General features: G+C 70.3%; 15 protein-coding genes. 7 read left to right on the forward strand and 8 right to left on the reverse strand.

Annotated features, from left to right (window positions below; translation table 11 throughout):
* Nucleotides 1-10 precede the first annotated feature (10 nt).
* From atpA to QM779_RS03945, 5 genes are read left to right on the forward strand one after another with little or no spacing between them, the layout of a single operon-like run.
* The gene (gene atpA, locus QM779_RS03925; RefSeq protein ID WP_428531894.1) at nt 11-1,654 is read left to right on the forward strand and encodes a F0F1 ATP synthase subunit alpha; all 1,644 of its coding nucleotides are present in this window, start codon (nt 11-13) and stop codon (nt 1,652-1,654) included.
* Nucleotides 1,655-1,658: 4 nt separating this feature from the next.
* Nucleotides 1,659-2,567, forward strand: coding sequence for a F0F1 ATP synthase subunit gamma (locus QM779_RS03930; RefSeq protein WP_428531897.1), 909 nt, complete (start codon nt 1,659-1,661; stop codon nt 2,565-2,567).
* 13 nt (nt 2,568-2,580) lie between these two features.
* Nucleotides 2,581-4,035: a F0F1 ATP synthase subunit beta gene (atpD, locus tag QM779_RS03935; RefSeq protein WP_428531900.1), complete on the forward strand. Its 1,455-nt coding sequence runs from the start codon at nt 2,581-2,583 to the stop codon at nt 4,033-4,035.
* Nucleotide 4,036: 1 nt separating this feature from the next.
* The gene (locus QM779_RS03940) at nt 4,037-4,450 is read left to right on the forward strand and encodes a F0F1 ATP synthase subunit epsilon (protein ID WP_428531903.1); all 414 of its coding nucleotides are present in this window, start codon (nt 4,037-4,039) and stop codon (nt 4,448-4,450) included.
* 18 nt (nt 4,451-4,468) lie between these two features.
* Nucleotides 4,469-4,909 (forward strand): DUF2550 domain-containing protein, encoded by a 441-nt coding sequence (locus QM779_RS03945; protein WP_428531906.1) that lies wholly within the window; start codon nt 4,469-4,471, stop codon nt 4,907-4,909.
* Between the two features lie 404 nt (nt 4,910-5,313).
* On the opposite strand, the gene QM779_RS03950 is transcribed toward QM779_RS03945, so the two are convergent.
* Genes QM779_RS03950 through QM779_RS03960 form a run of 3 tightly spaced genes read right to left on the reverse strand, consistent with a single transcriptional unit; the run spans nt 5,314 to nt 7,047 of the window.
* Nucleotides 5,314-5,970 carry a cob(I)yrinic acid a,c-diamide adenosyltransferase gene (locus QM779_RS03950; protein WP_428531909.1) on the reverse strand — a complete coding sequence of 219 codons (657 nt, stop codon included), beginning with the start codon at nt 5,968-5,970 and terminating at the stop codon, nt 5,314-5,316.
* Nucleotides 5,971-5,980: 10 nt separating this feature from the next.
* Nucleotides 5,981-6,772 carry an alpha/beta fold hydrolase gene (locus QM779_RS03955; protein WP_428531912.1) on the reverse strand — a complete coding sequence of 264 codons (792 nt, stop codon included), beginning with the start codon at nt 6,770-6,772 and terminating at the stop codon, nt 5,981-5,983.
* Nucleotides 6,772-7,047: a hypothetical protein gene (locus QM779_RS03960; RefSeq protein ID WP_428531915.1), complete on the reverse strand. Its 276-nt coding sequence runs from the start codon at nt 7,045-7,047 to the stop codon at nt 6,772-6,774. Before QM779_RS03960 ends, QM779_RS03955 begins: the two co-directional genes overlap by 1 nt.
* 94 nt (nt 7,048-7,141) lie before the next feature.
* On the opposite strand from QM779_RS03960, the gene nucS reads away from it, so the two are divergent.
* Nucleotides 7,142-7,822 carry an endonuclease NucS gene (nucS, locus tag QM779_RS03965; protein WP_428531918.1) on the forward strand — a complete coding sequence of 227 codons (681 nt, stop codon included), beginning with the start codon at nt 7,142-7,144 and terminating at the stop codon, nt 7,820-7,822.
* A gap of 16 nt (nt 7,823-7,838) precedes the next feature.
* Here nucS and QM779_RS03970 read toward each other — a convergent pair whose 3' ends face one another.
* The 4 genes from QM779_RS03970 to pgm form a co-directional block, all read right to left on the reverse strand.
* A complete protein-coding gene (locus tag QM779_RS03970; RefSeq protein ID WP_428531921.1) occupies nt 7,839-9,065 on the reverse strand; it encodes an AI-2E family transporter in 1,227 nt (408 codons plus the stop codon).
* On the reverse strand, nt 9,062-10,090 hold the full coding sequence (locus QM779_RS03975; protein WP_428531924.1) for a DivIVA domain-containing protein: 1,029 nt from the start codon (nt 10,088-10,090) through the stop codon (nt 9,062-9,064). Before QM779_RS03975 ends, QM779_RS03970 begins: the two co-directional genes overlap by 4 nt.
* Nucleotides 10,091-10,176: 86 nt before the next feature.
* Nucleotides 10,177-10,626: a methylmalonyl-CoA epimerase gene (gene mce, locus QM779_RS03980; RefSeq protein ID WP_428531927.1), complete on the reverse strand. Its 450-nt coding sequence runs from the start codon at nt 10,624-10,626 to the stop codon at nt 10,177-10,179.
* A 22-nt stretch (nt 10,627-10,648) separates the two neighbouring features.
* On the reverse strand, nt 10,649-12,277 hold the full coding sequence (gene pgm / locus QM779_RS03985; protein WP_428531930.1) for a phosphoglucomutase (alpha-D-glucose-1,6-bisphosphate-dependent): 1,629 nt from the start codon (nt 12,275-12,277) through the stop codon (nt 10,649-10,651).
* An 87-nt stretch (nt 12,278-12,364) separates the two neighbouring features.
* Here pgm and QM779_RS03990 point away from each other — a divergent pair, with 87 nt between their 5' ends.
* A complete protein-coding gene (locus QM779_RS03990) occupies nt 12,365-13,252 on the forward strand; it encodes a co-chaperone YbbN (RefSeq protein WP_428531933.1) in 888 nt (295 codons plus the stop codon).
* A 10-nt stretch (nt 13,253-13,262) separates the two neighbouring features.
* Here the strand turns inward: QM779_RS03990 and QM779_RS03995 are convergent, their stop codons facing one another.
* On the reverse strand, nt 13,263-13,844 hold the full coding sequence (locus QM779_RS03995) for a DJ-1/PfpI family protein (protein WP_428531936.1): 582 nt from the start codon (nt 13,842-13,844) through the stop codon (nt 13,263-13,265).
* Between the last annotated feature and the right edge of the window lie 2 nt (nt 13,845-13,846).

Raw genomic sequence — 13,846 nt, forward strand, 5'->3', positions numbered from 1 at the left:
GGTGCACCCAATGGCGGAACTGACCATCAGCCCCGAGGAGATCCGGGACGCGCTGGCATCGTTCGTGTCCAACTTCAACCCCGACGCGGCGACCAGGGACGAGGTCGGCACCGTGGTGACCTCCGGCGACGGCATCGCGCGGGTCGAGGGCCTGCCGTCCGCGATGGCCAACGAGCTGCTCGAGTTCGCCAACGGCACGCTCGGCATCGCGCTGAACCTCGACGTCCGCGAGATCGGCGTCGTGGTACTCGGCGAGTCCGAGGGCATCGAGGAGGGCTCGGTCGTCAAGCGGACCGGCGAGGTACTCAGCGTCCCGGTCGGCGAGGGCTACCTCGGCCGCGTCGTGGACGCGATGGGCAACCCGATCGACGGCCTCGGCGAGATCAAGGACGTGACCGAGCGCCGTCCGCTCGAGCTCCAGGCCGCGGGCGTGATGGACCGCCAGTCGGTGAACGAGCCGCTCCAGACGGGCATCAAGGCCATCGACGCCATGACCCCGATCGGCCGCGGCCAGCGCCAGCTGATCATCGGCGACCGCAAGACCGGCAAGACCGCGATCGCCATCGACGCGATCATCAACCAGAAGGCGGCCTGGGCGACCGGCGACCCGAAGAAGCAGGTCCGCTGCATCTACGTCGCCATCGGCCAGAAGGGCTCCACCATCGCCTCGCTGCGGACGGTGCTGGAGGAGGCCGGTGCGCTGGAGTACACCACGATCGTGCACGCGCCCGCGTCCGACCCGGCCGGCTTCAAGTACATCGCTCCCTACTCCGGCTCGGCGATCGGCCAGCACTGGATGTACGAGGGCAAGCACGTCCTGATCGTCTTCGACGACCTGACCAAGCAGGCCGAGGCGTACCGGGCCATGTCGCTGCTGCTGCGCCGCCCGCCGGGCCGCGAGGCGTACCCCGGCGACGTGTTCTACCTGCACTCCCGCCTGCTGGAGCGCTGCGCGAAGCTGTCCGACGAGCTGGGCGCGGGATCGATGACCGGGCTGCCGATCATCGAGACGAAGGCCAACGACGTGTCGGCCTACATCCCGACCAACGTGATCTCGATCACCGACGGCCAGATCTTCCTGCAGTCCGACCTGTTCAACGCCAACCAGCGCCCGGCCATCGACGTCGGCATCTCGGTGTCCCGCGTCGGCGGCGCCGCCCAGGTGAAGGCCATGAAGTCGGTCTCCGGCACGCTGAAGATCGGCCTGGCCCAGTACCGCGACATGGAGGCGTTCGCGATGTTCGCCTCCGACCTGGACGCCGCGTCCCGGCGCCAGCTGGACCGCGGCGCGCGGCTTGTCGAGCTGCTCCGCCAGCCGCAGTACAGCCCTTACCCGGTCGCCGACCAGGTGGTCAGCGTGTGGGCGGGCACGACGGGCAAGTTCGACGCGGTCCCGGTGGCGGACGTGCTGCGCTACGAGCGGGAGTTCCTCGACTACCTGCGCCACCACACCAAGGTGCTCGACACCATCGCGGAGACCGGGCAGTTCACGTCCGACACCGAGCAGGCGACGCTGGCCGCGTTGGACGAGTTCAAGGCCCAGTTCGTCGGCAACGACGGCAAGCCGCTGGTGAGTGGCGACACGCAGGCGACGGCGATCGCGGCCGAGGACCTCGACCACGAGCAGATCGTCGTGCAGAAGAAGCGGAGCTGATCGGATGGCAGCCAGCCTGCGGGAGCTGCGACAGCGCCGGAAGTCGGTGACCGCGACCAAGAAGATCACCAGGGCGATGGAGCTGATCGCGTCCTCGAGGATCATCAAGGCGCAGCAGGTCGCGGCCAGGGCGCTGCCGTTCACGCGCGAGCTGAACCGGGCCGTCTCGGCGGTGGCGAACTACTCCCATCAGGACCACCCGCTGACCCGGCCGTCGGAGAACCCGAAGCGGATCGCGATCTTCTTCATCACCTCGGACCGGGGGATGAACGGCGCGTACTCGGCCAACGTGATCAAGACGGTCGCCAGCTTCCGCCAGCGCGCGGAGGAGGAGGGCAAGGAACTCGTCCGCTACGTCGTGGGACGCAAGGGGATCAGCTACCTGCGGTTCCGCGACCTGCCCGTCGAGGCGCACTGGGAAGGCTTCTCCGACGCCCCGACGTACGACCGGGCCGTGGAGATCGCGAACCGGCTGCAGGAGGACTTCCTGAAGCCGTACGAGGAGGGCGGGGTCGACGAGATCTGGGCGGTCTACACCCGGATGGAGTCGATGCTCACCCAGACGCCGCGCGTGCGCCGGGTCCTCCCGCTGGAGGTCGTGGAAGGCGTGCACGAGGTGGGCGCCACCGAGGTCGTGCCGCTGTACGAGTTCGAGCCGGACCCCAACACCGTGCTGGACGCGCTGCTGCCGATCTACATCCGCAGCCGGATCTGGTTCTACCTGCTCCAGTCGGCCGCGTCCCAGCTCGCCGCGCAGCAGCGGGCCATGAAGTCGGCCACCGACAACGCCCAGCAGCTGATCGAGCGCCTCACCCGCGAGGCGAACCAGGCCAGGCAGGCAGAGATCACCCAGGAAATCAGCGAGATCGTCGGTGGCGCGGGCGCGCTCGCCGACCTGACCGAGAACGACTAGGCAAGGCAGAGGAATGACTGTGACGACGCAGACCCCGACCGAGACCGAGACCCAGGCCGCGACCGGGCGGGTCGCCCGGGTGATCGGGCCCGTGGTGGACGTGGAGTTCGCCGCGGACCAGATGCCCGACATCAACAACAAGCTGCTCATCGACATCGAGGCGGGTGAGGAGAGTCGCACGATCGCGGCCGAGGTCGCCCTGCACGTCGGCGACAACATCGTCCGCGCGATCTCGCTGAAGCCGACCGACGGCATGCGCCGCGGCGCGAAGGTGACCGACACCGGTGCGCCGATCGAGGTGCCGGTCGGCGACGTGACCAAGGGCAAGGTGTGGAACGTCACCGGCGAGTGCCTCAACGAGGACCCGAGCACGTTCGAGGTGACCGAGCGCTGGCCGATCCACCGCGAGCCGCCGCCCTTCGACGCGCTGGAGCCGAAGACCCAGATGCTGGAGACCGGCATCAAGGTGCTCGACCTGCTCACCCCCTACGTCCAGGGCGGCAAGATCGGCCTGTTCGGCGGTGCGGGCGTCGGCAAGACGGTGCTGATCCAGGAGATGATCTACCGGATCGCCCACAACTTCGGTGGCACCTCGGTGTTCGCCGGCGTGGGGGAGCGGACGCGTGAGGGCAACGACCTGATCGCGGAGATGATCGAGGCCGGCGTCATGAAGGACACCGCGCTGGTGTTCGGCCAGATGGACGAGCCGCCGGGTACCCGCCTGCGGGTCGCGCTCTCGGCGCTGACGATGGCCGAGTACTTCCGCGACGTCCAGAACCAGGACGTGCTGTTGTTCATCGACAACATCTTCCGGTTCACCCAGGCCGGCTCCGAGGTGTCGACGCTGCTCGGCCGGATGCCGTCCGCCGTGGGCTACCAGCCGAACCTGGCCGACGAGATGGGCCAGCTGCAGGAGCGGATCACGTCCACCCGGGGCCACTCGATCACCTCGATGCAGGCGATCTACGTCCCGGCCGATGACTACACCGACCCGGCGCCTGCCACGACGTTCGCCCACCTGGACGCCACGACCGAGCTGAGCCGCGAGATCGCGTCCCGCGGCCTGTACCCGGCCGTGGACCCGCTGTCGAGCTCCTCGCGGATCATGGACCCGCAGTTCATCGGCAAGGACCACTACGACACGGCGACGCGGGTGAAGCAGATCCTCCAGCGGAACAAGGAACTGCAGGACATCATCGCGATCCTCGGTGTGGACGAGCTGAGCGAGGAGGACAAGATCATCGTCGCCCGCGCGCGGCGGATCCAGCAGTTCCTCTCCCAGAACACCTACATGGCCGAGAAGTTCACCAACGTGCCCGGCTCGACCGTCCCGCTGAAGGACACGATCGAGTCGTTCACGATGATCTGCGACGGCGAGGTCGACCACGTCGCGGAGCAGGCGTTCTTCAACGTCGGCGGCATGGACATGGTGATGGAGAACTGGGACCGCATCCAGAAGGAAGGCTGACGTGGCGGACGTGCTGCGCGTCGAGGTCGTCTCGGCGGACGGGATCGTCTGGGAGGGGGACGCGCTGAGCGTCACCGCCCGGTCGACCGAGGGCGACCTCGGCATCCTGCCCAACCACGAGCCGTTCCTCGCCGCGATGGTGCCGTGTGCGGCGGAGGTGCTCACGACGGAGGACACCCGCGAGGTGCTGGCCATCGACGGGGGCTTCCTCTCTGTGGCCGACAACCGGGTCTCGCTGCTGTCGCAGTTCGCCAGGGTGGCCAGGGAGATCGACCTGGACGCCGCCGAGCACGAGCTGGCGGCGGCCGAGAAGCGACTGAACGCCGGTGAGCTGGACGAGGAGACCCGCCAGCACTACCTGCGGGCGCAGGCCCAGGTCCGGGCCGCCCACCTGGCCCGGCAGCACGCCAAGTAGTCCCGGGAGTCGACACGGATGGACTGGCTGGGCATCACCGAATGGGTGGCGCTGGTGCTGGTCGTCGTCCTGCTCGTCCCGGTGGTGTTCCTCGGCGTGCGGCGCCGCTGGCTGTCCCGCCAGGGCGGGCTGTTCGACTGTTCGCTGCGACTCTCCGAGAAGACGCCGGGCGCCGGGTGGGTGCTCGGCGTCGCGCGCTACTCGGGCGACAACCTGGAGTGGTTCCGGGCCTTCTCGATCGCGTTGCGTCCGCGGGTGATCTTCCCCCGGTCCCAGGCGTCGGCGGGCCCGCAGCGTGACCCGTCCCCGATCGAGTCGGTCGTGCTCTACGACGACCAGCGGATCATGCGCCTGGAACTCGTCGACGGCCGCTCCTGGGAGCTGGCCACCTCGGTCGCGTCCCTCACCGGCCTGCTGAGCTGGCTGGAGTCCGCGCCCCCCGGAGCCCGCTACCGCTGACGCGTCACCGTTCCGTCCACGACAAGGTGGACGGTTTGACGCGACTACGCCGCAGATCCGTCCACTTCAAGGTGGACGCGGTGGGGTCCACGACAAGGTGGACGGTTTGTCGCGAGTTCGCCGCAGTAGCGTCCACTTCAAGGTGGACGCGGTGGGGTCCACTTCAAGGTGGACGGATTGACGCGAGTTCGCCGCAGATCCGTCCACTGCAAGGTGGACGCGGTGGGGTCCACTTCAAGGTGGACGGATTGTCGCGAGTTCACCGCAGTGCGTCCACTTCAAGGTGGACGCGGTGGGGTCCACTTCAAGGTGGACGCGGTGGGGTCCACGACAAGGTGGACGGTATCACGCGAGTTCACCGCAGATCCGTCCACTTCACGGTGGACGCAGACGCGGGCCAGGCCTCAGTCGGCGTCGCGGGTGATCCGCTCGCGCTGCTTGCGGGCGAGGGGCTCGGTGACCTCGCGGTCCTTGCCGGGGACCCAGAGGACGTCGCCGGCGGACTGGCCGACCACGCGGGCGAGGATGAACAGCAGGTCGGAGAGGCGGTTCAGGTAGCCGACGGCGAGCAGGTTCACGCCGCCCGGGCGGTCTCCGGACGCCGGCTCCGACCCGTACGCCTCGACCGCGGCCCAGGCCGCCCGCTCGGCCCTGCGGACGACGCTGCGCGCGAGGTGGAGGAACGAGGCCGTCTCGCTGCCCCCGGGAAGGATGAACGAGCGCAGCGCCGGCAACGGGTCGCCGAACTCGTCGCACCAGCCCTCGAGCCGTTCGACGTTGGAACCGATGATCCGCAGCGGCTCGTACGGGGGGTTCTCGCTGAGCGGGTTCGACAGGTCCGCCCCGCAGTCGAAGAGCTCGTTCTGGACGTGCCGCAGCACCGCCCGGATGTCCTCCGGGAGGTCGTCGCGGCAGGTGATGATGCCGAGGATCGAGTTCGCCTCGTCGACGTGGCCGTAGGCCTCCACCCGCGGGTCCGTCTTCGACGTCTCCGAGAGGTCGGAGAGCCGGGTGCGTCCTGCGTCCCCGGTGCGCGTGTAGATGCGGGTGAGGTTGACCATGCGTCCCAACCTACCGGGCGGACGCCTCCGCGAACGCCAGCAGTTCGCTGATGACGACGGACGGGGCGTCCGCGTGCACCCAGTGCCCGGCGCCGGGCACCACGACCTTGCGCACGGCGGGGAAGAGCCGGCGCATCTCCGGCTCGTGTTCGGGACGGCAGTACGGCGACCGCTCGCCGGTGAGCCACAGCACCGGACCCGGGTAGGACGCGGTCCCGACGTCCGGCCAGCCGCCGATCTCGTCCAGCGAGTCCCCGAGCATCGCGAGGTTCGGCTGCCAGTGCCAGCCGCCCTTCCTGCGCAGGTTCTGCAGCAGGAACAGCCGCACGGCGTCGTCGGGGACGGCGGCGCGGAGCCGCTCATCCGCCTCCGCCCGCGAGGCGAGCGTTGCCAGGTCGAGCGACCGCATCGCCGCGACGAGCGGCCCGAACGTGTCGACCTGCGCCGAGCGCCCCGGGGCGATGTCGACGACGACCAGCCCACGGACCAGTTCCGGGTGCGCGAGCGCGGTCAGCATCGCCACCTTGCCCCCCATCGAGTGTCCGACCAGCAGCAGCCGGGCCGCCGAGCCCAGCCGGGCGTCGATCTCCTCCGCCACGGTCTCCGCCATCCGCGGGTACGAGAACGACGCCGTCCAGCTGCTCCCGCCGTGGTCGGGCAGGTCGAACAGGACGGCGGGGTACCCGGCGTCGGCGAGCGCCGAGGCGATCTGCGTCCAGTTGCGGCCGCGTCCGAACAGCCCGTGCAGGAAGGCGAAGCGGGGGCGCCCGGTGCCGACGAGGTCTGCGTGCAGGTGGCTCATCAGCGGCGCCTCTGCCAGCAGGACGTGTGCCAGTGCCGTCGCTCATCGACCGCGGACGTCGAGCCGATCGACGCCTCCCTGGGCCAGGTCACGACGTGCGCGGTCCCCGGCGTCACGGGTTGGTTGCAGCCGGGGCAGGTGTAGGTCTTCGTTGCCGCGTCAGCGGGCTGCGTCTGCACCATCCACTCGCCGTCGGCCTTCCGCTCCAGGCGCGCGAAGGCGCCCGACGTCAGCGGTCGGGGCGCGCGCAGGTGCTTGGAGGGACGCTTGTGCATACCCGCAGTCCTATGCCACGTCCCGCCCACGAGGCAAGTCACGCGCCGACCGGTGGGCGGCCGGCGGACGCGCGCCGCGTAGTAGGTTGTCCCGGTGCGCCTGATGATTGCCCGCTGCCAGGTCGACTACGCCGGACGCCTCTCGGCCCACCTGCCGATGGCCACCCGCCTGATCATGGTGAAGGCGGACGGTTCGGTCTCCGTCCACGCCGACGACAGGGCGTACAAGCCGCTGAACTGGATGAGCGCGCCGTGCACGGTGTCCGTGCAGGCGCCGGAGGAGCCCGACATCGCCGAGATGTGGGAGGTCCGCAACGGTGACGGCGACACCCTGCAGATCACCATCGGCGAGGTGTTCCACGACTCCAGCCACGACCTCGGCGTCGACCCGGGCCTGCAGAAGGACGGGGTCGAGGCCCACCTGCAGGTCCTGCTCGCGGAGAACCCCGGGACGTTCGGGCAGGGCTGGACGCTGGTCCGCCGCGAGCACCCGACGCCGATCGGTCCGGTCGACCTGCTGCTGCGCGACCACACCGGCGCCTACGTGGCGGTGGAGGTGAAACGACGCGGCGAGATCGACGGGGTGGAGCAGCTCACCCGGTACCTGGCGCTGATGAACGCCGACCCGCTGCTGGCGCCCGTGCGGGGCGTCTTCGCCGCCCAGCTGATCAAGCCGCAGGCACGGACGCTGGCGACCACCCGCGGCATCGCCTGCGTCCTCGTCGACTACGACGCGCTGCGCGGTCTCGACAACGCCGAGGACCGGCTCTTTTGATCCTGCCTACCGCGCCTCAGCTCCGGTCGAGGTGGGGGATCAGCACCTCGCGGTAGAGCAGCAGCAGCGCCGCACTGATCGGGATGGCGAGGATCGCGCCGACCAGGCCGAACACGAGGCCGCCGGAGAGGGCGGCGAGCATCACCACGATGGCGGGGATCTTCACAGACCGCGAGAAGATCCTCGGCTGGAGGAAGTACGCGTCGACCTGCTGGTAGATCAGGAAGAACACCAGCGTGGCCACGCCCACGGGCACCGAGGCGGCGAAGCCGATGATCGAGAGGATGATGATCGAGATCGAGGTGCCGATCAGAGGCACGAACGCGAAGATCCCGGCCATCACGGCCAGCGCGAGGGAGTACTGGCCCAGCCCGACGATGTTCAGGAACACGAACGACACGATCATCCACAGCAGCACCACGACGAACAGGCCGGACACGTAGCCGCCGACGCGCTTGAACATCTCGCTGGCGAGGTACCGCACCCGGGGGCGGCGCGAGGCGGGCGCGAGCTGGTAGATCACCTCCTTCATCGTCGGGAGGGTGGTCAGGAAGTACAGCGTCAGCACGATGGTGATGATCAGGGACGAGATCGTGTTGGCCAGCACCTGGCCCGCGCCGACGAGCCCTCCGAACAGCCCGCTGATCAGCTCACCCGAACTGAGGAAGGCCACCGCCTTGTCGATCACGTGGAACTGGGCGTCCAGGGCGGCGATCTGCGGGTTCTGGCGCAGGTTGTCGAGGTAGCCCGGCGCCTGCACCATCAGCTTGCTGACCTGCTCGCTGGCGAGCGGCACGAGCGCCCAACCTGCGAGGACGATCAGCCCGATCACCGCGAGGGCCACCATCAGGACGGCCAGTCCGCGCCGCACGCCACGATGGTGCAGCCATTCGACGAGCGGGTTCAGGCCCAGGGCGATCACCATGGAGAGCAGCAGGAGCACGATCACGGTGCGCACGGACAGGGCCAGTACCACCAGCGCGTAGGCGGTCATCCCGCCCACCGTGAGGTAGAACCCGATCTGGAACGGGTTGCGGTCGAGCAGCGTGACGCGGCGTTCCCCGCCCGTGCCGAGACCGTCGGCCAGGTCGGGCGGGGTGGGCTGCGTGGTCCGGCGCCACTTGCGCAGCCAGCTGCGGGTCGCCGGTGGTCCGGACGGGGTCTGCGCGGACGAGGGTGTGCGGGCGGACGGCGTCCGCTCCGAACCGGCCTGGGGGGTGGACTCCGGCTCGCTGGTGGTCACGTGGTGCTGTCTCCATCCCCGAAATCGGTGGCGCTGGTGCCGAGGAGGGTGGAGAGCTCGCCGAGCTGGCCGACGATGGCCTTCCTGCGCTCGAGCAGTGCGTCGATCTCCCCGTCCAGCCGGGTCTTCTCCGCCTCCGTGGCGCGCAGCGCTTCTGCGCGCTCGGCGGTGGCCTGGTTGTGCGCGGCAGCGACGATCTGCGCGGCCTCCGCCCGGGCTGCCGCCCGCAGCGACTCGGCCTCGGCGTGCGCGGCCTCCCTGCGCTGCTGCCAGGTCATGGAGTCCTTCTCCAGCCGCGCGGCGTACTCCGCGCTCTGGGTGCGGGCGGTGGCCTGCAGCTCGTCCAGCCGGGCGACCGCGGCCTCGTGGGCGGCCTTGAGCTCGGCGAGCGACGACTCCTTCTCCGCGACCACGGCCAGGCGGAGCTCGGCCGCCTCCTTCTCCGCGGCGACGCGGCCTGCCTCCGCGGCCTGCCTGCCCTCCTCGGCGACGGCTCTGGCCTTCGTCTCCGCCTCGGCCAGCACCTGGGCGGCGTGGCGCTCGGCGAACTCGCGGATCGACTGCGCCTCGTCCTTTGCGGCCTGGAGCTCTGCCGCGGTCTGGTCGGTCAGGCGACGGCGCAGCTCGTCCAGCTCGGCCGTGGAGGTGCTCTGCGCCATGTCGAGGGCGAGCTGTGCCTCCGCGGCGGTCTTCTCCGCGTCCGCCCTTGCCGCGGCGACGACCTGGGCGGCCCTGCGCTGGGCGGTGTCGACGAGTTCATCGGCCTGGGACTCGGCGGTCTTCAGCAGTGCCCTGGCGTGGCCACCGAGCTTCGCGTAGTCGGTGTCGCCCTCCCTGGCCGCGGACTCGGCGAGCTGGCGGTGCTGCTGGCGGAGCTGGGCCTTCGCGCGGGCGAGCTGCGCCTCGACGTCGCGGACGTAGGCGTCCACGGCCCCGCGGTCGTAGCCGCGCAGCGTCTGGGGGAAGTTGCCGACGGCGGAGGCCGTCTCGTCGAACAGGTCAAGACCAGCTGTCACGTCGCTCATCCGCGTCCTCCCCTTCACTCTGGCGTCGATGCTACTGGCCCGGTCCCACACGGAACCGGGCCAGCCCCACGTGCGTACGAGGTCGTTCAGTGGGCGGCGGCCACGGGCTGGACGATCTCGAGCAGGATGCCCCCGGTGCTCTTCGGGTGCGCGAAGTTGATCCGCGAGCCGCCGGTGCCGATCTTGGGCTCGTCGTACAGCAGGGTCACGCCGCGCTCACGCAGGGTGGCGCACGCCGCGTCGATGTCGGCCACGCGGTAGCAGACCTGCTGGACGCCGCCGCGGCCACCGTTGCGCTCCAGCCACTTGGCGATCGTGGAGTTCTCGTTCAGCGGGGCGAGCAGCTGGATCTGGGCGTTCTCCGGCAGCTGGTCGCCGGTGCCCAGCATCGCCTCCTCGACGCCCTGCTCCTCGTTGATCTCGCGGTGCAGCACGCGCCACCCGAACACCTCGGTGTGGACCTTGATGGCGTCGTCGAGGTTGAGGACGGCGTAGCCGACGTGGTCGATGCAGATGAAGATGTCGTCATTGCTCATGCGATCACCCTATTCCTGTTGGTCAGGCCAATACCGCGTCGACCACCTGCTTGGCCTCGGCCTGCACCTGTGCTAGGTGTTCGGGGCCCTGCAGCGACTCCGCGTAGATCTTGTACACGTTCTCTGTACCCGAGGGACGCGCGGCGAACCACGACGACGCGGTCGTCACCTTCAGCCCGCCGATCGCCGCCCCGTTGCCCGGCGCGTGGGTGAGGATGGCCGTGATCGGCTCGCCCGCGAGCTCGGTGGCGGTCACGTCGGACGCGCTGAGCTTGCCCAGCTTGGCCTTCTGCTCGCGGGTCGCCGGGGCATCGACGCGGGCGTAGCTGGACGCGCCGAAGCGGGCCTCGAGGTCGGCATAGTGCTCCGACGGCGACTTCTGCGTGACCGCCTTGATCTCGCTGGCCAGCAGGGCGAGCAGGATGCCGTCCTTGTCGGTGGTCCAGGTCGACCCGTCCCTGGCCAGAAAGGAGGCCCCCGCCGACTCCTCGCCGCCGAAGCCGAGGTCACCGCTCATCAGGCCCGGCACGAACCACTTGAAGCCGACCGGCACCTCGACGAGCTTCCTGCCCAGGTCGGCGGCCACCTTGTCGATCAGGGAGGACGAGACCAGCGTCTTGCCGACGCCGGCGTCCGCGCGCCAGTTCGGGCGGTGGCTGAACAGGTACTGGATCGCGACCGCGAGGTAGGCGTTCGGGTTCATCAGGCCGGCGTCCGGGGTGACGATGCCGTGCCGGTCGGAGTCGGCGTCGTTGCCGGTGGAGATCTCGTAGCGGTCGCGGTTGGCGATCAGGCTGGCCATCGCGTACGGGGAGGAACAGTCCATCCGGATCTTGCCGTCCCAGTCCAGCGTCATGAACCGCCAGGTCGGGTCGACGCTCGGGTTGATCACGGTCAGGTCGACGCCCAGCCGTTCCCCGATGTAGCCCCAGTACTGCACGGATGCGCCGCCCAGCGGGTCGGCGCCGATGTGGACGCCGGCGGACGCGATCGCGTCCAGGTCGATGGCGTTGCGGAGGTCCTCGCAGTAGGCGCCGAGGTAGTCGACGCGGGTGACGTCCGGGGCGGCCTGCGCGTACGGCGTCCGCGCGATCGCGCCGGGGTTGCGCAGCAGCTCGTTCGCGCGGGTCGCGATCCAGCCGGTGGCGTCGGTGTCGGCCGGGCCGCCGTGGGGCGGGTTGTACTTGAAGCCGCCGTCGCGGGGCGGGTTGTGGGACGGGGTGACGACGATGCCGTCCGCGCGGGGCCCGGTGTGGTCGCGGTTGTACACGATGATCGCGCGGGACACCGAGGGGGTCGGGGTGAAGTCCTCGTCCCGCTCGGCGCAGATCGCCACGCCGTGCGCGTGCAGCACCTCGATCGCGGTCAGCCACGCCGGTTCGGAAAGGGCGTGGGTGTCCTTGCCGATGAACAGCGGCCCGGTGATGCCCTGGCCCGCGCGGTACTCGACGATCGCCTGCGTGGTGGCGGCGATGTGCGCGTCGTTGAACGCCACGTCGAGGCTGGAGCCGCGGTGGCCGGACGTCCCGAACACCACCTGCTGGTCAGGATTGTCCGGATCGGGGACGAGGTCGTAGTAGGCGCTGATCAGGGCGTCGACGTCGATGAGATCCTGGGGCAGCGCGACCTGCCCTGCGCGTTCGTGAACCATGACGCCATCTTGCCCGCTGGCGGGGTCGCTGGCGAGGACGCGGCCCGCATTCGCCCGGGATTGGGTGCGCTGGCAGAATGCAGTCTTGTGAGTCCCGCAGGTTTCAACCCGTCCCGCGCCGTGGATCTTTCCGGCATCGTCGCCGCAGCGAAGGCGGTCCCGCCGCCACCGGGCGCCAGCTACGTGATCGACGTCGACGAGGCGTCGTTCGAGGCCGTGCTGTCCCAGTCGGTGCGGTACCCGGTCGTGCTCGAATTGAACTCGCCGCGGGCGAACGCCCAGTCGCTGTCGGACGCGATGGTCGAGCTCGCGAACGAGGCCGGCGGCGCCTACCTGCTGGGGCGGGTGAACGTGGACGCGAGCCCGCAGATCGCGCAGGCGTTCGGCATCCAGGCCGTGCCCGCGGTGATCGGTGTGGTCGGTGGCCAACTGGCGCCGCTGTGGCAGGGGACGAAGACGAAGGAGGAGGCGAAGAGCTACATCGCGCAGCTCCTCCAGGCGGCCGCGGCGAGCGGCATCGTCGGACGCGCCGAGCCCGTCAGCATCGACGCCGACGCCGGGCCCGACCCCCGGTTCGCCGCCGCGGACGAGGCGCTGTCCAGCGGCGACTTCGCGAAGGCCGTCGAGGAGTTCGACAAGCTGCTGGCCGCGTCCCCGAACGACCCGGAGGCGAAGGCCGGCCGCGCGCAGGCTGCGTTGCTGGCGCGGGCGAGCGTGATCGACCCCGGGACCGTGCTGGCGAGGGCTGACGCCGCCCCGGACGACGTCGACGCCCAGCTGGCGGCCGCCGACGCCGAGCTCCTGGGCGGCGCGACCGCGCAGGCGTTCACGCGCCTGATCGCGACGATCCGGAACACCGCCGGAGCCCAGCGGGAGGCCGTCCGCGTCCGCCTGCTCGAACTCTTCGAGACCGTCGGCCCTGCCGACCCCGCCGTGGCCAAGGCCCGTCGGGACCTGATGAGCGCCCTGTTCTGACGCCGGGGCGTCAGACCGGCGGGAGCGGGTCGTACTGGATCGCGCGGCGGACCTGGCGCGCGCGGTCGGTGCCGGCGAGTCGGTCGACCAGGTGCAGCGCCATGTCGATGCCGGCGCTGACGCCCGCGGAGGTCACGATCTCGCCGGAGTCGATCCAGCGCGCCTCGCGATCGGGCAGGCACGTCGGCTCGATCGCGAAGAGTTCGTCGAAGCAGCTGTGGTAGGTGGTCGCGGGGCGCCCGGCCAGCAGCCCGGCGTCGGCCAGCAGAAGCGCTCCCGTGCACACGCTCGTGACCAGCGCGCCGCGGTCGTGCGCGCGGTGCAGCCAGCCGCGGACCTCGGCGTCCCCGAGCAGCGGACGCGTCCCTGCACCGCCGGGGACGATCAACAGGTCGACGTCGTCGGACCACGCGTGGTGCGGCGTGAGGACGGCGGTCTTGGCCGCCGTCACCGCCCGGCCGTCGCGGGAGACCAGGCTCGCCCGCCAGCCGTCCTCAGCGAACTGCCGGGTCCAGGCGGAGAGCACCTCCCAGGGCCCCATCGCGTCGAGTTCCTCGACCCCGTCGAACAGGAGGATCTGCAGCTGCGGCACGG

Origin of the sequence: Propionicimonas sp., from assembly GCF_049840635.1 — a bacterium.
Classification (GTDB): Bacteria; Actinomycetota; Actinomycetes; order Propionibacteriales; family Propionibacteriaceae; genus Propionicimonas.

What these genes read in the sequence shown, in the direction of transcription:
- atpD (WP_428531900.1), top strand. Translation starts at nt 2,581, where the DNA reads ATGACTGTGACGACGCAGACCCCGACCGAGACCGAGACCCAGGCCGCG.
- QM779_RS03960 (WP_428531915.1), bottom strand. Translation starts at nt 7,047, where the DNA reads ATGCACAAGCGTCCCTCCAAGCACCTGCGCGCGCCCCGACCGCTGACG.
- pgm (WP_428531930.1), bottom strand. Translation starts at nt 12,277, where the DNA reads ATGGTTCACGAACGCGCAGGGCAGGTCGCGCTGCCCCAGGATCTCATC.
- atpA (WP_428531894.1), top strand. Translation starts at nt 11, where the DNA reads ATGGCGGAACTGACCATCAGCCCCGAGGAGATCCGGGACGCGCTGGCA.
- QM779_RS03975 (WP_428531924.1), bottom strand. Translation starts at nt 10,090, where the DNA reads ATGAGCGACGTGACAGCTGGTCTTGACCTGTTCGACGAGACGGCCTCC.
- QM779_RS03945 (WP_428531906.1), top strand. Translation starts at nt 4,469, where the DNA reads ATGGACTGGCTGGGCATCACCGAATGGGTGGCGCTGGTGCTGGTCGTC.
- QM779_RS03930 (WP_428531897.1), top strand. Translation starts at nt 1,659, where the DNA reads ATGGCAGCCAGCCTGCGGGAGCTGCGACAGCGCCGGAAGTCGGTGACC.
- QM779_RS03950 (WP_428531909.1), bottom strand. Translation starts at nt 5,970, where the DNA reads ATGGTCAACCTCACCCGCATCTACACGCGCACCGGGGACGCAGGACGC.
- QM779_RS03955 (WP_428531912.1), bottom strand. Translation starts at nt 6,772, where the DNA reads ATGAGCCACCTGCACGCAGACCTCGTCGGCACCGGGCGCCCCCGCTTC.
- mce (WP_428531927.1), bottom strand. Translation starts at nt 10,626, where the DNA reads ATGAGCAATGACGACATCTTCATCTGCATCGACCACGTCGGCTACGCC.